The sequence below is a fragment of the Streptomyces sp. NPDC028419 genome (genome assembly GCF_055565515.1).
On the sequence record NZ_JBVHUE010000018.1, the window covers coordinates 24996 to 43581 of the forward strand.

17 protein-coding genes are annotated in these 18586 nt (G+C 73.2%); 14 read left to right on the top strand and 3 right to left on the bottom strand.

From position 1 onward, the window contains the following. The first annotated feature begins 164 nt into the window (after positions 1 to 164). From ACZ4UB_RS21450 to ACZ4UB_RS21480, 7 genes are all read left to right on the top strand, one after another. Positions 165 to 404 carry a hypothetical protein gene (locus tag ACZ4UB_RS21450; protein ID WP_468072228.1) on the top strand — a complete coding sequence of 80 codons (240 nt, stop codon included), beginning with the start codon at positions 165 to 167 and terminating at the stop codon, positions 402 to 404. 44 nt (positions 405 to 448) lie between these two features. Continuing rightward, on the top strand, positions 449 to 1813 hold the full coding sequence (locus tag ACZ4UB_RS21455) for an NYN domain-containing protein (protein WP_404015616.1): 1365 nt from the start codon (positions 449 to 451) through the stop codon (positions 1811 to 1813). A gap of 261 nt (positions 1814 to 2074) precedes the next feature. Continuing rightward, positions 2075 to 3106, top strand: coding sequence for a C40 family peptidase (locus ACZ4UB_RS21460; protein WP_468072230.1), 1032 nt, complete (start codon positions 2075 to 2077; stop codon positions 3104 to 3106). 232 nt (positions 3107 to 3338) lie between these two features. Continuing rightward, positions 3339 to 4376, top strand: a complete 1038-nt coding sequence (locus tag ACZ4UB_RS21465) for a C40 family peptidase (RefSeq protein ID WP_468072232.1) — start codon at positions 3339 to 3341, stop codon at positions 4374 to 4376. A gap of 112 nt (positions 4377 to 4488) precedes the next feature. Next, entirely contained in the window at positions 4489 to 5619 is a 1131-nt protein-coding gene (locus tag ACZ4UB_RS21470) for a hypothetical protein (RefSeq protein ID WP_468072234.1), read from the top strand. 19 nt (positions 5620 to 5638) lie between these two features. Beyond that, a complete protein-coding gene (locus ACZ4UB_RS21475; protein ID WP_468072236.1) occupies positions 5639 to 6781 on the top strand; it encodes a glycosyltransferase family 4 protein in 1143 nt (380 codons plus the stop codon). 141 nt (positions 6782 to 6922) lie between these two features. Then, the gene (locus ACZ4UB_RS21480; protein WP_468072238.1) at positions 6923 to 8539 is read left to right on the top strand and encodes a GMC oxidoreductase; all 1617 of its coding nucleotides are present in this window, start codon (positions 6923 to 6925) and stop codon (positions 8537 to 8539) included. A 17-nt stretch (positions 8540 to 8556) separates the two neighbouring features. Here ACZ4UB_RS21480 and ACZ4UB_RS21485 read toward each other — a convergent pair whose 3' ends face one another. Beyond that, complete coding sequence (locus tag ACZ4UB_RS21485; protein WP_468072240.1) at positions 8557 to 10353, bottom strand: AMP-dependent synthetase/ligase; 1797 nt, start codon at positions 10351 to 10353, stop codon at positions 8557 to 8559. Between the two features lie 240 nt (positions 10354 to 10593). Here ACZ4UB_RS21485 and ACZ4UB_RS21490 point away from each other — a divergent pair, with 240 nt between their 5' ends. The 6 genes from ACZ4UB_RS21490 (at position 10594) to ACZ4UB_RS21515 (ending at position 15683) form a co-directional block, all read left to right on the top strand. Then, entirely contained in the window at positions 10594 to 11421 is an 828-nt protein-coding gene (locus tag ACZ4UB_RS21490; protein WP_468072242.1) for a metallophosphoesterase family protein, read from the top strand. Positions 11422 to 11526: 105 nt separating this feature from the next. After that, on the top strand, positions 11527 to 11967 hold the full coding sequence (locus ACZ4UB_RS21495) for an SRPBCC family protein (protein ID WP_468072244.1): 441 nt from the start codon (positions 11527 to 11529) through the stop codon (positions 11965 to 11967). 69 nt (positions 11968 to 12036) lie between these two features. Next, a complete protein-coding gene (locus tag ACZ4UB_RS21500) occupies positions 12037 to 13260 on the top strand; it encodes an ArsA family ATPase (RefSeq protein ID WP_468072246.1) in 1224 nt (407 codons plus the stop codon). A 71-nt stretch (positions 13261 to 13331) separates the two neighbouring features. After that, positions 13332 to 13811, top strand: a complete 480-nt coding sequence (locus ACZ4UB_RS21505) for a DUF5304 domain-containing protein (RefSeq protein WP_468072248.1) — start codon at positions 13332 to 13334, stop codon at positions 13809 to 13811. Between the two features lie 78 nt (positions 13812 to 13889). Further along, positions 13890 to 14831 carry an ROK family glucokinase gene (locus tag ACZ4UB_RS21510; RefSeq protein WP_468072250.1) on the top strand — a complete coding sequence of 314 codons (942 nt, stop codon included), beginning with the start codon at positions 13890 to 13892 and terminating at the stop codon, positions 14829 to 14831. 72 nt (positions 14832 to 14903) lie between these two features. Then, positions 14904 to 15683: an endonuclease/exonuclease/phosphatase family protein gene (locus ACZ4UB_RS21515; protein WP_468072252.1), complete on the top strand. Its 780-nt coding sequence runs from the start codon at positions 14904 to 14906 to the stop codon at positions 15681 to 15683. A 611-nt stretch (positions 15684 to 16294) separates the two neighbouring features. On the opposite strand, the gene ACZ4UB_RS21520 is transcribed toward ACZ4UB_RS21515, so the two are convergent. Next, entirely contained in the window at positions 16295 to 16870 is a 576-nt protein-coding gene (locus tag ACZ4UB_RS21520) for a hypothetical protein (RefSeq protein ID WP_468072254.1), read from the bottom strand. After that, positions 16863 to 17642, bottom strand: coding sequence for an alpha/beta hydrolase (locus ACZ4UB_RS21525; protein WP_354383673.1), 780 nt, complete (start codon positions 17640 to 17642; stop codon positions 16863 to 16865). Before ACZ4UB_RS21525 ends, ACZ4UB_RS21520 begins: the two co-directional genes overlap by 8 nt. Positions 17643 to 17807: 165 nt before the next feature. Between ACZ4UB_RS21525 and ACZ4UB_RS21530 the strand changes: the two genes are divergently transcribed. Continuing rightward, on the top strand, positions 17808 to 18566 hold the full coding sequence (locus ACZ4UB_RS21530) for a lysophospholipid acyltransferase family protein (RefSeq protein ID WP_468072450.1): 759 nt from the start codon (positions 17808 to 17810) through the stop codon (positions 18564 to 18566). Positions 18567 to 18586 lie beyond the last annotated feature (20 nt).

Here is an 18586-nt window from a genome sequence, read left to right on the forward strand (position 1 = left end):
CATGGCGTAACCGGAGGGACCGGGGCAGCTCGCCCCGCCGCGTCTCGCATGGAGGACTGTGCCCCACGCGAGGGGGGTGTCAGGCCGTAGGGTTACGAGCCACGGTCCCGCCGAGAGGCGCGGACCGCTTTAATTGAAAGAGTGACGAAGGAGTGAGCGGCCTGATGACGGTTCCCCTGCCGACGGAGACGACCCGGTGGCGCTGCACGCTGTGCGGCAACCTCACGCGGTTCGACGTGACCCGTTCGTCGAAGGTCGTGGAGTACGTCCACCTGGACCTCTCCGGGGAGCCCAAGGTCGAGGAGCGCGAGGTGGTCAATGAGACCATCGAGTCGGTCCGCTGCCGCTGGTGCAACGCGGTGGACCAGATCGAACTCGTGGACCGGCCGGGTACGGACTCCTGAGGGAGCCGGTGCCCGCGGTCGAGAAGTAACGGTAGGGGTGACGGATTGTGGAGCCAGCAAGCGGCGCTGAGCCGGCCGACGCGGCCGGTGACGCCGCGGAGGTGCTCGACCGCCCGCTGCCCGAAGGCGTGCGGCGCCGGGTGGTCGCGCTGGTCTCGGACGCCTTCGGCGGGTTGACGGTCGCCGACCTTCCGGGTCAGTTGCGCCAGTACGCCCGCTTCACCCCCACCCGGCGGGCGAAGTTCGCGGGCAACGCGATGGCGGCGGCCGTGGAGACGGACGCCGTCTTCCGCGGCCGGGTCGCCGAGAAGCTGCGCGAGGCCCAGCCGGAGCTGTCGGCCGCGCTGGAGTCCGGCGCGCCGCCCGCGGCCGCGGACCCGCTGGACGTGGCCGCCGCCGCGTACGTCCTGCGGCCCGCGGGCTGGGTCAAGCTCGTGGCCGCGGCCGGCGAGGAGGCGCAGCGCGCCGACGCCGAGCGGGTCGGCGAGGAGACCCAGCGCGAGCTGGAGCGGCTGCGCGAGGAGCTGGCACAGCTGCGCGAGCAGCAGCGCACCGGCGGCGAGCAGGTGCGCACCGAGCTGGAGGCCTCCCGCAAGGAAGCGGAATCGCTTCAGCGCAAGCTGCGCAGCGCCCTCAACGACGTCAAGCGCGGCGAGGCGGCCCTGCGCAAGGTGATCGCCGAGATCGACGGGATCCGCAGCGAGACCGGCGCCCGGGTGGTGGCGGCGGAGAGCGAGTCGCGGCGGCTCAAGTCCCGGCTGGCGGAGGTGGAGTCGGCGCTGGAGACCTCGCGCCGGGCCACCCGCGAGGGCCGCAGCATCGAGGACATGCGGCTGCGGCTGCTGCTCGACACGGTGCTCGACGCGGCCCAGGGGCTGCGCCGGGAGCTGGCGCTGCCGCCGGTCTCGACGCGTCCGGCGGACACGGTGGAGGCGGTGGAGCCGGGCCGGATGACCCCGAAGGACATCGCGGCGCGGGCGCTGTCGGAGACGGATCCGGCGCTGCTGGACCAGCTGTTGGCGCTGCCCCAGGCCCATCTGGTGGTGGACGGCTACAACGTCACCAAGACGGGCTATCCGACGATGCCGTTGGAGAAGCAGCGGCTGCGGCTGCTGGGCGGGCTGTCGATGCTGGCCGCCCAGAGCGGCGCCGAGATGACCTGCGTCTTCGACGGGGCCGAGCTGGCCGCGCCGGTGCTGTTGGCGCCGCCGCGCGGGGTCCGGGTGCTGTTCTCCAAGGCGGGCGTCACGGCGGACGAGTTGATCCGCCAGCTGGTGCGCGCGGAGCCGCCGGGGCGCCCGGTGGTCGTGGTCTCCACCGACCGGGAGGTGGCCGACGGCGTGGCCAAGGCGGGGGCGCGGCCGGTGACGTCCGCCTTGTTGCTGAAGCGGCTTTCGCGCGTTTCGTAACTCCTGGCCGGGATCGGTGGATTGAGCCAGTTGTCGGGATTTTCGGAACGTACCGTCAAGTGACCGCTACGGGGCGTGCGATGTAGGTAAAGAAGCTGGTCGGTGACCGATTTTTTTCTCGTCAGGATTTGAACTGATCACGGGAAGGTCACTAGGGTCGGCCCAAACCTTCGTGCGATGGATCACTCATTCGGGGTGCCGGGCGAAGGGGCTGCCGAGTGTGCGTACTGCGGCGGCTCTAGGAAGAAGGAGCTCGCCCCCGTGGCGTCCCACCGTCGACCCAAGCAGCCGAGCCGCCTTCGCGTGACCGTCCTGACGGCCACCGCCGCCGCGGCCGTCGTCCTCTCCGCCAACGGCGCCTCCGCCGCCCCGCAGCCGAGCAAGGACGAAGCCAAGGCCAAGGTCGACGCGCTCTACGAGGAGGCCGAACAGGCCACCGAGAAGGCCAACGGGGCCAAGGAGCGCCAGGACAAGCTGGAGAAGGAGATCGGCCAGATCCAGGACCAGGTGGCGAAGGGGCAGGACGAGCTCAACACCCTGCGCACCGCCCTCGGTTCGATGGCGAGCGCCCAGTACCGCACCGGCGGCATAGACAACTCCCTGGCGCTGTTCCTCTCCGCGAACCCGGACGACTACCTCGACAAGGCGTCCACGCTGGAGCAGTTGAGCGGCCAGCAGGTCGAGGCCGTCCAGAAGATCCAGGCCAAGCAGCGCAGCCTGGCGCAGAAGCGGCAGGAGGCCTCGGGCAAGCTCGCCGACCTCGAAGCCACCCGCAAGGAACTGAACGAGAAGAAGAAGGACTCCCAGGACAAGCTCGCCGCGGCGCAGGCGGTCCTCAACTCCCTCTCCGCGGAGCAGCGCTCGCAGCTCGGCGCCGACGAGAAGCGCGCCAGCGGCGGCGCCGCCGACAAGGCGAACGCCGGCGGCGGGGCGAAGGGCTCGGGCCGGGCCGGAGCCGCCCTCGAATACGCCAAGCAGCAGCTCGGCGACGCCTACCACATGGGCGACACGGGCCCCGACTCGTGGGACTGCTCGGGGCTGACCCAGTGGGCCTACGGCCAGGCCGGTGTGGACATTCCGCGCGTCACCTACGACCAGGCGAACGCGGGCCGCCGCCTGAGCCTGAGCGAACTCCAGCCGGGCGACCTGATCCTGTTCTACGACGACCTGCACCACGTCGGCCTGTACGCGGGCAACGGCATGACCCTGCACGCCTCCAACCCGCGCGGCGGCGTGAAGTACGAGGCCGTCGCCAACATGCCCTTCCAGTTCGGCGTCCGGGTCTCCGGCTGAACCCCGCGGCGCGCCCCGAACACCGCCCATCCGGGCGAATTACCGGGGCGCGCGCCACCCCCTCGCCCTGCCGGTGACCTGCGTCTGTCGGCAGGGCGTCACTGTGCGTGCCCACCGGCGGTCGTTGGTCGGGGCGTGGTCGCGCCGCTACTGTCTGCCAGCGCGGAACCCGGCACACGGCCGTCCACGGGGGGCGGACCCGGGCCCCGCGCTAGCGGAAGGGCGGCTCCACGTGGCATCCCATCGCCGGCCCGCGTCCACGGGCCACGACCGGAACACCAGGGTCACGGTCCTGACCGCCGCCGCGGCCACCGCCGCGGTCGCGTTGACCGGGGTACCGGCCAGCGCGACCCCCGCCGACCCGCCCGGTGCGAGCCGGGCCCAGGTGGACCGGCTGTTCGAGGAGGCCGAGCAGGCCACCGAGCGGTTCAACGCGGCGGGGGAGCGCAGCGCGAAGCTGCGCGCCGAGGTCCTGCGCGCCCAGGACGCCGTGGCGCGCGGCCAGGACCGGATCAACACCATGCGCGGGGTGCTCGGCAGCTTCGCCGGGGCCCAGTACAAGTCCGGCGGCCTCGACCCGGCCGTCGAGCTGATGCTCTCCGAGGACCCCGACGAGTACCTCGACAAGGCCAGCGCCCTCGACCGGCTGACCGGCCGCCAGACCCGCCAGCTCGACGAACTGCGCGAGGAGCAGCGCAAGCTGGACCAGGAGCGGCGGGTCGCCTCGGGCAAGCTCGCCGAACTCGACGAGCTGCGGGCCGACACGGCGCGCCAGAAGCGCTCCGTGACCGCCAAGCTCGCCGCGGCCCAGCGGCTGCTCAACGCGATGCCGACCGAGGAGCGGGCCTCCTTCGAGCGCTCCTCGCGTTCCGGCGGGCGCGCCGACGCGCTGCCCGAACTCCCCGGCTCCGGCGCCGCTTCCTCGGGGCGCGCCGCCACCGCCGTGATGGCGGCCCGGGCCGCGGTCGGGCGCCCGTACGTCTGGGGGGCCACCGGGCCCTCCGGCTTCGACTGTTCCGGGCTGATGGTGTGGTCCTACCGGCAGGCGGGCGTCTCGCTGCCGCGGACCTCGCAGGAACAGCGGCACGCGGGCCGCAGGGTCTCCCTCTCCGAGGCCCGGCCGGGCGATCTGGTGACCTACCGCTCGGACGCGAGCCACGTGGGCATGTACGTCGGCAACGGCCAGGTGGTGCACGCCCCCTACCCGGGGGCGGCCGTGCGCTACGACCCCGTCGGGATGATGCCGGTGTCCTCGGTGACCCGACCCTGAGGTGACCGCGCCCCGGGGGTGAGCGGCCTCCGGGGCGCCGCGGCCCGTGGTGCGGGTGGTTCCCGTGGTGCTTCCCGTGCCCGGGGTGCGTGGGCGCGCGTACGATCGCCGGATGGTCCGGGCTCCCCTCCGCGCGCTGCTCCCGCTGCTGGCCGTGCTGCTGTTGGCCTGCGGGTCCGGCTGCACCACCCGACCCGGGGCGCCGCCGCCCGACGGCGCCGAGCGGGCCGTCAGGGCGGCGGTGTCCGCGTGGTCGGCCCGGCCGCCCGCGGCGCTCGCCGCGGTGCCGTTGGAGGGCTGGAGCTACGAGGTCACCTCGGTGCGCCGGGACGGCGCCCGGGCCACCGTGCGCGCGGAGCTGCGCTACCGGCTCACCGGCTACGACTCCGCCCCGGCGGGCTCGGCCCGCTCCCTGACGCTGAGCGAGGACGCCGGCGGCTGGCACGTCACCGGTGACCGGCCCGCCCCCGGGGCCCTGCCGCAACTGTGGGACCAGGGGCCGGTGTCCGTGGTGCGCGGGGAGCGGGCGCTGGTGCTGGGCGGCCGGGGGCGCTCCAGGGAGAGCCTGGAGGAGATCGCGGTGGTCGCGGGGCGGGCCGTGCCCGCGGTGGGCGCGGCCTGGCCGCGGCCGTGGGCGGGCCGGCTGGTGGTCGTGGTCCCCGCGGACGTGGAGGCGATGGCGGCCCTGTTGGGGCGGCCCGCCGACGCCTACCGGGGACTGGCGGCGGTGACCAACGGGCTGGTGGGCGTGGACCCGGCCCCGGCGGACCGGGTGGTGGTCAACCCGCAGGCGTACGAGGGCCTCAGCGAGCTGGGCCGCCAGGTGGTCATCACCCACGAGAGCACGCACGTCGCCACCCGCTCCGCGACCACCGCCTCGACCCCGCTGTGGCTCTCCGAGGGCTTCGCGGACTGGGCGGCGTACCGCTCGACCGGGCGCACGCCGGCGGAGGCCGCACCGACCCTGCGCCGGGCCGTGGGCCGGGGTGAACTTCCGTCCGCGCTCCCCCCGAACGAGGCGTTCACCTTCGGGGGTGACGCGCAGGCGATGGCGCGCGCCTACGAAGGGGCCTGGTTGGCCTGCCGCTTGATCGCGGACCGCTGGGGCGAGGCGGCCCTGGTCAGGCTCTATGTCGAAGCCGGCCGGAATCCGCTGTCCACGGCCCTGCGGAGCACCCTGGACGCCGACCTCCCAAACCTCACCCAAACGTGGCAATCGACCCTGCGGGAGGAGCTGCGGTGAGCGGTAGCCTCGCCGCACGATGCACAAGACGCTGATCGTGACCAACGATTTCCCGCCACGCCCGGGCGGCATCCAGGCCTTCCTCCACAACATGGCCCTGCGCCTGGACCCGGACCGGGTCGTCGTCTACGCCTCCACCTGGAAGCGGGGCGCGGAGGGCGCCGAGGCCACCGCCGCTTTCGACGCGGCGCAGCCCTTCCCCGTCGTGCGGGACGGCGCAACGATGCTGCTGCCCACCCCCCGGGTCACCCGCCGGGCCACCGCCCTGCTGCGCGCGCACGGGTGCGAGGCGGTCTGGTTCGGGGCCGCCGCCCCCCTCGGGCTGATGGGCCCGGCGCTGCGCCGGGCGGGCGCCCGCCGGGTGGTGGCGACCACGCACGGGCACGAGGCGGGCTGGGCCCAGCTGCCCGGCGCCCGCGGCCTGCTGCACCGGATCGGCGAGGGCACGGACACGGTCACCTACCTCGGCGAGTACACCCGGTCGCGGATCGCGGGGGCGCTGAGCCCCGCGGCGGCGGCGCGGATGGTGCAGCTGCCGCCCGGGGTCGACGAGAAGACCTTCCACCCCGGGTCGGGCGGCGACCTGATCCGGGCCCGGCTGGGGCTGACGGACCGCCCGGTGGTGGTGTGCGTGTCCCGACTGGTGCCGCGCAAGGGCCAGGACACCCTGATCCGGGCGCTGCCGCTGATCCTGGCCGAGGTGCCGGGCACGGTGCTGCTGATCGTGGGCGGGGGCCCGTACGAGGGCGCGCTGCGGGCGCTGGCCGCGTCGAGCGGGGTCACGGACGCGGTGCGCTTCACCGGGGCCCTGCCGTGGGGGGAGCTGCCCGCGCACTTCGGGGCGGGGGACGTCTTCGCGATGCCGTGCCGGACCCGGCGGGGCGGGCTGGACGTGGAGGGCCTCGGGATCGTCTACCTGGAGGCCTCGGCGACGGGCCTGCCGGTGGTCGCGGGGGACTCCGGGGGCGCGCCGGACGCGGTGCTGGACGGGGAGAGCGGCTGGGTGGTGCGGGGCGGCTCCGCGACCGACGCGGCGGAGAGGATCGTCACGCTGCTGCGCGATCCGGCGCTGGCCCGGGCGATGGGGGAGCGGGGCCGGGCCTGGGTGGAGGAGCGGTGGCGCTGGGACCTGCTGGCGGACCGGCTGCGCGGGCTGCTGTGACCGGGGTGATCGCGGTCGCGGGGATCGCGATGATCGCGTACCGGTCGTAACGAGGCGCCTCTCGGCCATATCTGACTGTTACTCAGATATCTGTCAATACGGCATCTGGGTGGACGGTAGCATTCCGCCCATGATGCGAGCATGACATCACAGCTGACGCGCCGTCACCTCCTGGGGATCGGCGCCCTCCAGACCGCCGCGGCACTCGGGTTCACCAGGATCGGACTGTCCTCCGCGGCCGCCGCCGAACCCGCCGCCGCGCAGTACGCGCCCGCCATCGTCGTCGGCTCCGGCTACGGCTCCGCCGTGGCCGCCCTGCGTCTCGGACAGGCGGGCGTGCGCACCGTCGTCCTCGAAATGGGCCGGCTCTGGGACACCCCGGGCCCCGACGGCAAGGTCTTCCCCTCCACCTCCGCGCCCGACCAGCGCTCCATGTGGTACCGCACGCGCACCGAGGCCCCGCTCGCCCAGTTCCTCTGGCTCGACGTGGTCAACCGGGACATCAGCCCCTACCCCGGCGTCCTGGACCGGGTGAACTACGGCGACATGTCCGTCTACGTCGGCCGCGGCGTCGGCGGCGGCTCCCTCGTCAACGGCGGCATGGCGCCGACCCCCAAGCGCTCGTACTTCACCGAGGTGCTGCCCCGGGTCGACGCCGACGAGATGTACGGCACCTACTACCCGCGGGCCCGCCAGATGCTCGGCGTCAACGACATCGACCCGTCCTGGTTCGAGTCCACCGAGTGGTACCGCTTCGCCCGGATCTCCCGCAAGCACGCCCAGAACACCGGCCTGAAGACCACCTTCGTGCCCAACGTCTACGACTTCGAGTACATGAAGCGCGAGGCGGCGGGCACCGCCACCAGGTCCGCGCTCGCGGGCGAGGTCATCTACGGCAACAACCACGGCAAGAAGAGCGTCGACAAGACCTACCTCGCCGCCGCCCTCGGCACCGGCAACGTCACCATCGAGACCATGCAGCGCGTGGTCGCCGTACGCCCGGACCCGGCCGGCGGCTACGTCCTGAGCGTCCAGACCAGCGACGTGACCGGGCGGGTCACCCGGACCCGCGAACTGGGCTGCAAGCAGCTCTTCCTGGGCGCGGGCAGCCTCGGCACCACCGAGATCCTGCTGCGCGCCCGCGAGACCGGCGTGCTGCCCGCGCTCAGCGAGGAGGTCGGCCGCGGCTGGGGCCACAACGGCAACGTGATGACGGCCCGCGCCAACCACCTCTGGGACACCGTCGGGGCCAACCAGGCCACCATGCCCGCCCTGGGCATCGACGACTGGGACAACGCCTCGAACCCGGTCTTCGCCGAGATCGCCCCGCTGCCGATGGGGATCGAGCACTGGATCTCGATGTACCTGGCGATCACCAAGAACCCCGAGCGCGGCCACTTCACCTACGACGCCGCCAGCGACTCGGCGAAGCTCCAGTGGACCCGGGACCAGAACACCCCGTCCGTGAACGCCGCCAAGCGGCTCTTCGACCGGATCAACCGGGCCAACTTCACGATCTACCGCTACGACCTGTTCGGCGACAACAAGAACTTCGCCGACAACTTCACCTACCACCCGCTCGGCGGCTGCGTGTTGGGCGCCGCCACCGACGACTACGGCCGGGTCAAGGGCTACCAGGGCCTGTACGTCGTCGACGGCTCGCTCGTCCCCGGCTCGCTCGGGGTGAACCCGTTCGTCACCATCACCGCGCTCGCCGAGCGGAACATGGCGCGGATCCTCGCCCAGGACCCGCGCTAGCCCGTCACTCTTGGCGCTCAGCCCCGGTAGAGGGCCTCGACCTCGTCCGCGAAGTCCTTCGCCACCACATTGCGCTTCAGCTTCAGCGAGGGCGTCAGGTGGCCCGACTCCTCCGTGAACTGGGAGGGCAGAATGCGGAATTTCCGCACCGATTCCGCCTTGGAGACCGCCGCGTTGCCGTCGTCCACGGCCTGCTGGACGGCGGCGTTGAGGTCCGCGTCCTCGCGCAGCGAAGCCGCCGTCGAACCCGCGGGCTTGCCGTGCTCCGCGGCCCACCGGCCGAGGAACTCCTCGTCGATGGTCACCAGCGCGGCCACGAACGGCCGCGCGTCGCCGACCACCATGCACTCGGCGACCAGCGCGTGGGCGCGGATCCGGTCCTCGATCACCGCGGGAGCGACGTTCTTGCCGCCCGCGGTGACGATGAGTTCCTTCTTGCGCCCGGTGATCGTGAGGTAGCCGTCCTCGTCGAGGGTGCCGACGTCGCCCGTGCGGAACCAGCCGTCGGACAGCGCCTCGGCGGTCGCGCTCTCGTTCTTCCAGTACTCCTGGAAGACGTGCTCGCCGTGCAGCAGCACCTCGCCGTCGTCCGCGATGCGCACGACCGATCCCGGCAGCGGCTGGCCGACCGTACCGATCTTCGTCCGGTCCCACGGGTTGAAGGCGGTCGCGGCGCACGACTCGGTCAGGCCGTAGCCCTCCAGCACCGTGAAGCCGATCCCGCGGAAGAAGTGGCCGAGCCGCTCGCCCAGCGGGGCGCCGCCGGAGATCGCGTACTCGCCGCGCCCGCCCAGCACCGTGTGCAGCTTGCTGTAGACGAGCTTCGAGAAGACCTTGTGCTTGAGCTTGAGCCCGAAGGACGGCCCGCCCGGGGTGTCCAGCGCGCGGCTGTAGGCGATGGCGGTCTCGGCCGCCGCGTCGAAGATCTTGCCCTTGCCGTCGGCCTGCGCCTTGGCGCGCGCCGAGTTGTAGACCTTCTCGAAGACCCGCGGCACGCCGAGGATGAGGGTCGGCCGGAAGGACTGGAGCTCGTCGGTCAGGTTCTTGATGTCCGGTACGCAGCCCAGCCGGATGGGGGCCAGTACGGCGGCCACCTCGACCAGGCGGCCGAACACGTGGGCCGCCGGGAGGAAGAGCAGGACCGAGCACTCGCCGGTGCGGAAGAGCGGGCTGAGCCGCTCCACCACGTTGCCGCACTCGGCGAAGAAGTTGCGGTGGGTCAGCACGCAGCCCTTGGGGCGGCCGGTGGTGCCCGAGGTGTAGACGATGGTGGCCGGGTCGTCGGCGTTCGCGAGGCCGCTGCGCTCGTCGACCTCGGCGTCGGTGACCGCGGCGCCCGCGGCGCGCAGGGTCTCCAGGGCGCCCGCCTCGATCTCCCAGACGTCGCGCAGCTCGGGGAGCCGGTCGCGCAGGGCGGCGACGGACGCGCTGTGACCCGGGCTCTCGACGATCACGGCGCTCGCGCCGGAGTCGCCGAGGATCCACTGGATCTGCTCGGGCGAGCTGGTCTCGTACACGGGGACCGTGACGGCGCCCGCGCTCCAGATCGCGAAGTCGACCAGCACCCACTCGTAGCGGGTGCGCGAGATGAGCGCGACCCGGTCGCCGGGCCGGACACCGGCCGCGATCAGGCCCTTCGCCGTGGCCCGGACCTCGGCCAGGAACTCGGTGGCGGTCACGTCCTGCCAGCCGCTGCCGACCTTGCGCGCCATGACGGCGGTCTGCGGATGCTGAGCGGCGTTGCGGCGGATGAGATCCGTCAGGTTCCCGTCCGACGGGACCTCGTACAGGGCCGGAAGGCTGAACTCGCGCAAGACTGCTGCTCCTCTGGGCGCCATCGCCACCATGTGGACCGACCGGACGTTACCCACGAGTAGTGGGTTCCCGATAGGGGGAACCGGCCAGATGTTCCGTGCGTCACATGACACGGCCATACCGGGCCGACATTAGTCGACGCCTTCCACGACTCGGAAGTAACCGCAGGTCCGGGCAGCTGTACGAGATCCTCCCCACCCCGCCTATGCCCCGTCGGCGCACCCCCCTAGGGTGACGTCATGGGTGGTACGAAAAGCGGCAACGAGCGCACGGAGCGCAAAGGGACCAAGAGCGGCACACGGGTCAGCCGGGTGCACGTCGTCAGCGACGTGCACGGCAACGCGGAGGCGCTGGCCAGGGCCGGAGAGGGCGCGGACGCCCTGATCTGCCTGGGCGACCTGGTCCTCTTCCTGGACTACGCCGACCATTCGCGCGGCATCTTCCCGGACCTCTTCGGCGTGGAGAACGCCGACCGCATCGTGGCCCTGCGCACCGAGCGCCGCTTCGAGGAGGCGCGCGCGCTGGGCCGCGAGCTGTGGGCCGGCCTGGACCGCGAGCAGGTCATCGAGGGCGCGGTGCGCCGGCAGTACGAGGAGATGTTCGCCGCCTTCCCCACCCCCACCTACGCCACCTACGGCAACGTCGACATCCCCGCGCTCTGGCCGCAGTACGCCCGCCCCGGCACCACCGTCCTGGACGGCGAGCGCGTGGAGATCGGCGGCCGGGTCTTCGGCTTCGTCGGCGGCGGCCTGCCCACCCCGATGCGCACCCCGTACGAGGTGGACCTGGAGGAGTACGCGGCCAAGGTCGAGGCGATCGGCGAGGTCGACGTCCTGTGCTCGCACATCCCGCCCGAGGTCCCCGAGCTCTGCTACGACACGGTCGCCCGCCGCTTCGAGCGCGGCAGCGCGGCCCTCCTCGACGCCATCCGCCGCACCCGCCCCCGCTACGCCCTGTTCGGGCACGTGCACCAGCCGCTGGCCCGCCGGATGCGGATCGGCGCCACCGAGTGCGTGAACGTCGGGCACTTCGCGGCCACGGGGAGGCCATGGGTCCTGGAGTGGTGAGGTCCACCCGCGCGGTAGCCTTCACGCGGCGGCCGTAGGCCGCCACACTTCTGAACTTCCCCAGCTGCCGCTGGGAGGTGACACCGGCCCGGAGGAGCGACCGCGATGGCGGAACACACCAGCTCGAGCATCACGATCGACGCGGCGCCGGCTGACGTCATGGCCGTGATCGCCGACTTCGCCCGCTACCCCGAGTGGACCGGCGAGGTGAAGGAGGCCGAGGTGCTGGCCGCCGACACCGCGGGCCGTGCCGAGAAGGTGCGCCTGCTGCTCGACGCCGGGGCGATCAAGGACGACCACACCCTCAACTACACCTGGAAGGGTGCGGACGAGGTCAGCTGGACCCTCGACAAGTCGCAGATGCTGCGCCAGCTCGACGGCTCCTACCGGCTGGCCCCGCTGGACGGGGGCAAGAAGACCGAGGTCACCTACCAGCTGACCGTGGACGTCAAGATCCCGATGCTCGGCATGATCAAGCGCAAGGCCGAGAAGGTCATCATCGACCGCGCGCTGGCGGGCCTGAAGAAGCGCGTCGAGGCCGTCTAGGGCGTCTCTGGCACCCCGTAGTACCCGCCGTACCGCCGTACCCGCCGTACCGAACCGGAGCCGTCGCCCGTGCACACCTTGCTGATCACCGGCCCCGGCGGGGCGGGACGCACCACCGTCGCCGCCGCCACCGCCCTCGCGGCGGCCCGGCGCGGCCGGCGGGCGCTGGTCCTCTCCGGCGACCCCGGCGACCCGCTGGGCGCGCTCCTGGGCCCGGCCCTCGGGGCACCCGCCGAGGTGGCCCCCGGACTCACCGCCGTCCCCGTCGCCGAGGACGGCCTGTGGGCGGCCCGGATCGACTCCGCGGACGAGTTCCGCGCCGAGCTGGTCAGCCTCCAGGAGCGCGGCTCCACCGTCCTCGGGATGCTCGGGGCCCGGCCCCTGGGCGGCGAGGAACTCACCGAACTCCCCGGCGCCGAACAGTTCGCCCTGCTGCGCGCCCTGCGACGGGCGGCCGGGGCCGCCGCGGCGGGCGCCTTCGACCTGGTCGTGGTCGACATGCCGCCCGTCCACCAGGCCATCGCCACCCTCGCGCTCCCGGCCCAGCTGCGCCGCTACCTGGCCCGGCTGCTGCCCGCCCAGCGGCAGGCGGCCCGGGCGCTGCGGCCCGTACTGGCCCAGCTGGCGGGCGTACCGATGCCCGCGCAGTGGCTGTACGAGGCGGCCGCGCGCTGGGACGAGGAGCTGGCCGGCGTCCAGGCCGTGGTGGAGGCCGACACCACCTCCGTACGGCTGGTCGCCGAGCCGGGACCGGGCGCCGACGCCGCGCTGCGGCTCGGGTTGCTCGGCCTGGCCCTGCACGAGCTGCCCGTCGGGGCGGTCGTGGCCAACCGGCTCGTCCCCCGGGGCGGCCCGGACACCTGGCTGGCCGGACTGGCCGCGCAGCAGGACAAGTACGTCACCGCCTGGGCCGCGGACCTCCCCGACGCGGCCCGGCCCGCTCTGGAGCACCTGGGCGCGGACCCGCGGGATCCGCGGGACCTGGCCGCGCTGGACGCGCGGGACGAGCTGGCGGACGTACCCGCGGGGCCGCGCGTGCCGTGGGCGGTCGAGGACCGGCTGACCGAGGACGGGGTGCTCGTCTGGGTGGTGCCGCTGCCGGGGGCGACCAAGCGGGACCTGGACCTGGTGCGGCGCGGGGACGAGCTGCTGCTGACGGTCGGCCCGTTCCGCAGGATCGTTTCGCTGCCGTCGGCGCTGCGCCGGTGCACCGTCACGGGCGCGGGGCTGCACGAGGGGACCCTGCGCATCCGTTTCACCCCGGACCCGGGTCAGTGGCCGCTTACGCCCTGAACGGGACGGGGCCGTTCGGGTAACGTCGAGGGTGTTCCCACCGCCCCGCAGCCTGCCCAGGAGAGTCCGCCATGAGCGAGGCCACCGACCGTCCCGCAGACGACGACGCCTGGGCCAGGGCGTGCGCCGAGGACCTGGCCGCCGAGCGCGAACGCCAGCGCTCGCAGGGCCGGGGAGGCTCCGAGACCGGGAGTCCCACCGAGGAACTCTTCAAGCTCTTCGAGGCCGTCGCCGACAAGGTCGCCGGGCTCAACAATCCGCTGATCGGCACGGCCGCGCAGGGCGCCGCCCGCCAGTTCGTCAGCCAGGCCAAGAGCGCCGTCAAGCCCGTGATCGAGCGCAACCCCGAGGTCTTCGACCACCTGGCCGCCGCGGGTTCCGAGCTGCTGGCCGCCTACCGCTCGGCCGTCGAGGGCCACGAGCGCCGCTGGACCCGCGACGAGCCCTCGCCGCGCACGGCCCCCGCGGCCGGATCGGGCCCCAAGGGCGAGGACGGCGGGGAGGACGGCGGGGACGGATCCGGTCCCGGTGAGCGCATCGATCTCGACTGACATCGATCTCGACTGACTCTCGTCCAGCGCTCGGGTACCGTGGGCCCCGGCGGGGTTTGACCGGAAACCGAGGGACTAATGGGACTCACCATCGGCGTCGACATCGGCGGCACGAAGATCGCGGCCGGCGTGGTCGACGAAGAGGGCACCATCCTTGAGACGTACAAGGTGCCCACCCCGCCGACCGCGGACGGCGTGACCGACGCGATCTGCGCCGCAGTGTCCGAAGTCGGCAGCAGCCACACCATCGAGGCCGTCGGCATCGGCGCCGCCGGATACGTCGACGACAAGCGCGCGACCGTGCTCTTCGCGCCCAACATCGACTGGCGCCACGAGCCGCTCAAGGACAAGGTCGAGCAGCGCATCGGCCTGCCGGTCGTCGTCGAGAACGACGCCAACTGCGCCGCCTGGGGCGAGTACCGCTTCGGCGCGGGCCAGGGCCACGACGACGTCATCTGCATCACCCTCGGCACGGGCCTGGGCGGCGGCATCATCATCGGCAACAAGCTGCGCCGCGGCCGCTTCGGGGTCGCCGCCGAATTCGGCCACATCCGGGTCGTCCCCGACGGCCTGCTGTGCGGCTGCGGCAGCCAGGGCTGCTGGGAGCAGTACGCCTCCGGCCGCGCGCTCGTCCGGTACGCCCGGCAGCGGGCCAACGCCACCCCCGAGAACGCGGCGGTCCTGCTCGCGCTCGGCGACGGCACCCCCGAGGGCATCGAGGGCAAGCACATCAGCGAGGCCGCGCGGGCGGGCGACCTGGTGGCCATCGACTCCTTCCGCGAGCTGGCCCGCTGGGCGGGTGCGGGTCTGGCCGACCTGGCCTCACTCTTCGACCCGTCCGCCTTCATCGTGGGCGGCGGGGTCTCGGACGAGGGCGACCTCGTCCTCGACCCGATCCGCAAGTCCTTCAAGCGCTGGCTGATCGGCGGCGCCTGGCGTCCGCACGCTCAGGTCCTTGCCGCCCAGCTCGGCGGCAAGGCCGGGCTCGTCGGCGCGGCCGACCTGGCCCGCCAGGGCTGAGCCCGCACCGCACGCACGTCCGCCCGTCGCGCCCCCTGGGGGAGCGGCGGGCGGCTGCGTAGGTTGGCCCGCATGGACCTGCCTGTGGACGTGCCCGCGGCTCTGCCGCCGTTGCCGTGCTCGCGCACCGAACCGGACGGCTCCGCCGTGGTCCGGGTGCTCGGGTACAACGTGCGCTCCTTGCGCGACGACGAGGAAGCGCTGGTCCGGGTCATCCGGGCGTGCGCCCCCGACCTGGTCTTCATCCAGGAGGCCCCGCGGTTCTTCCGCTGGCGCAAACACGCGGCGCGCCTCGCCGCGAAGACGGACCTGGTGGTGCTGAGCGGGGGCGCGACGGCGGCCGGGCCGCTGCTGCTGTGCTCGCTGCGGGCGTTCGTGGAGCACACGCGGGACGAGCTGCTGCCGCTGCGGCCCGGGGAGCACCGGCGGGGCTTCGCGACGGCCGTGGTGCGGATCGGGGGCGTGCGGGTGGGGGTGCTCAGTGCGCACCTGTCCCTGCGGGCGGGGGAGCGGTACGAGCAGGCGGGCGTGCTGTTGGAGCGGCTGGCCGGGATGGACGTGCCGTACGTGGTGGCGGCCGGTGACATCAACGAGGGGCCCGAGGGGGCGGCCTTCCGGCGGCTGGCGGGGGAGCTGCAGGACTGCTGGGCGGTGGCGCCGTGGGGGGCGGAGGACACGTGGGTGCGGGGCGGGGGGCCCGGGCGGCGCATCGACGCGGTGTTCGCCTCGCGGGGGGTGGAGGTCCTGGGAGCCGGGGTCCCGCTGGGGCTCCCCGGGGTCACCTCCGCGGACCTCCACGCGGCCACGGACCACTACCCGGTCCTGGCAGCCCTCCGCCTCCCGGCGAGGTAGCCACCGCCCTCAAGCGCGGCCCGGGGTATCGCTCGTGCCTGCGCCGATGGGACGCTGGGGCCCGGTCTCGCCTCCGGCGAGGGCCCTCAAACGCCGGGCGGGCTGGTTTTGCCCCGGGGTGTCGTGTGTACCTGCGGCCGGTGGGTGCTGGGCCCGGTGGCGCCTCCGGGCCCTGCGGCCGGTGGGTGCTGGGCCCGGTGGCGCCTCCGGCGGGGGCCCTCAAGCGCCGGGCGGGCTGATTGGGGCGGGGCCGGTGGTGCCCGTTGCCCGCGCGGCGTTCCGGGCTCATTCAGCCCGCCCGGCGTTTGAGGGCACCGCAAGGTGGCCGGAGCGAAACCAGCCCGCCCGGCGTTTGAGGGCGCCCCGGGGCGGCACCTGTGAGACGGCAGGAGCGGAATCAGCCTGCCCGGCGTTTGAGGGCGCCCCGGGGCGGTGGTTGTGAGACGGCCGGAGCCAGATTTAGCCTGCCCGGCGATTGAGGGCACGACGGGGCGGCAGGCGAGAGACGGTCGGAGTGATACCGGCCTGCCCGGCGATTGAGGGTGTGGCCGGGCTTCGGGGCGCCGGAGGGGAACCAGCCCGCCCGGCGGGTGAGGGCGGTCGGGGAGGGGCTAGACCACCGCTCCGCGGCCCGGGTGGTCGTCCTCGTCGTCGTCACCGCGAGCCATCCGCGCCACCAGCGTCGCGAACCCGCCCAGGAAGCCGCCGATGCCCAGGGCCGTCAGCCACCACGTCATCTCCCACTGCAGCAGCACCGCCACCAACAGCAGCAGTGGCCCGCCCACCACCGCAAGCCACGCGAAGCGGGACGTGGCGTCGCCCGACGGGAGCGGCGGCGGCTCCGGCGGGACGAAGTGCCCCTCGTCCGCCGCGTCCCCGGCCCCCTCCGCCGCCGGCTCCGGCAGCGAGTGGTCGCGCGGGCCGACCCCCACGCCCGGGGCGAAGACCACCGAGCTGCCCAGGACCGGCGGTCCGGCCGGCCCCGCGTCCTTCTCCGGCGGTTTCGGCGCCACGGCCGGTTCCGGCTGGACGTCCTCCTCCGGCAGCATCAGGTTCTCGATGGGTCTGAAGGGCCGCGCCCCCGGCGGGTCCGGCGGCTCCTGCCCGTACCCGGCGACGATGGCCGCCCACGCCGCCTCTTCGTCCAGCGGCGGTACGCCTCCTGACGACTCCTCGTGCTCAGCCACCGCTGGCCGCCCCCTCCCTGCCGATGCTCTCCGCGAGCCGCCCGATGAACGCATAGCTGTCCGCGAAGATCCGCTCCGCGTCATGGTCCAACGTCGCGACGTGGTAGCTCTGTTCCAGCAGGGTTTCGGTGACGTCGGTGGACGACACCCTGGCGAGGATCCGGGCCGAGTCCACCGGCGGGACGACGTGGTCCTGCGGGCTGTGCAGGAGCAGCACCGGCTGGGTCACCTGCGGCAGCTCGGTGTCCACGATCCGCAGGAACTGGCGCAGCGAGTGCGCGGCCCGGGTCGGCACCCGGTCGTACCCGACCTCCTCCGAGCCGCCCTTGGCGATGTCGCTGGCGATGCCCGGCGTGGAGCGAAGGAAGTGCTGGGCGACGGGGAGCGCGAAGGCCAACGGGTCGTGGACCTTGTTGGCCGGGTTGACGAGGACGACACCGCTGATCGCGTCCCCGTGCTTGGCGGCCAGCCGCAGCGTGAGCGCCCCACCCATCGACAGCCCGAAGACGAAGACCTGCTCGCACCGCTCCAGCAGCTCCCGCAGCGCGCGGTCGACCTCCGCGTACCAGTCCTGCCAGCCGGTGAGCTGCATGTCCTGCCACCGGGTGCCGTGCCCGGGGAGCAGCGGAAGCGACACCGTCAGCCCGCGCTCGGCCAGATACTCGGCCCAGGGGCGCAGGGACTGCGGCGAACCGGTGAAGCCGTGGCAGAGGAGGACGCCGACCTCTCCGCCCTCGTGGCGGAACGGCTCGGCTCCAGGGAGGACGGGCACCTGAATCTCCTTGATCATGACGTTCTGGGGGTGGGTGCGGTGTGCTACTTCACCGTACGCGACCGCGCTGACACCGACCAGGGTCGTCGGGCCGCCACAGGGGCGGTCACGGGTTAAGGTCTGTTCGACGGACAAAGGAAGGCTTTCGAGTTGATCTACGGCGCAATGAAGTTCTCCATCGGCGGTTCCCTGAAGCTCGCCTTCAGGCCGTGGGTGGAGGGCCTCGAGAACATTCCCGCCGAGGGGCCGGCGATCCTCGCGAGTAACCATCTGTCCTTCTCCGACTCCTTCTTCCTGCCCGCGGTGCTGGACCGGAAGGTCACCTTCATCGCCAAGGCGGAGTACTTCACCTCGCCGGGCGTCAAGGGCAAGCTCACGGCCGCCTTCTTCAAGGGCGTCGGCCAGCTCCCGGTGGACCGCTCCGGCGCGCGCGGTGCGGGCGAGGCCGCCATCAAGAGCGGCATCGAGGTCATCGAACGCGGGGAGCTGTTCGGTATTTACCCCGAGGGGACCCGTTCACCCGACGGTCGCCTGTACCGGGGCAAGCCCGGTGGGCTGGCCCGGGTGGCGCTGGCCACCGGCGCCCCCGTGATCCCCGTGGCGATGATCGACACCGAGAAGATCCAGCCGCCCGGCAAGGTCGTCCCGAAGCTGATGCGCCCGGGCATCCGGATCGGCAAGCCGCTCGACTTCAGCCGCTACCACGGCATGGACGGCGACCGCTTCATCCTGCGTTCGGTGACCGACGAGGTCATGTACGAGATCATGAAGCTCTCCGGCCAGGAGTACGTCGACATCTACGCGACCGCCGCCAAGCGGCAGATCGCCGACGCGGAGAAGGCCGCCAAGGCCGACCACGCGGCCCTGGCCAAGGAAGCGAAGGACGCTCAGGACGCCAAGGAAGCGGACGCCGAGCGGAACTAGCGAGGGGCCGGGGCGAGGGG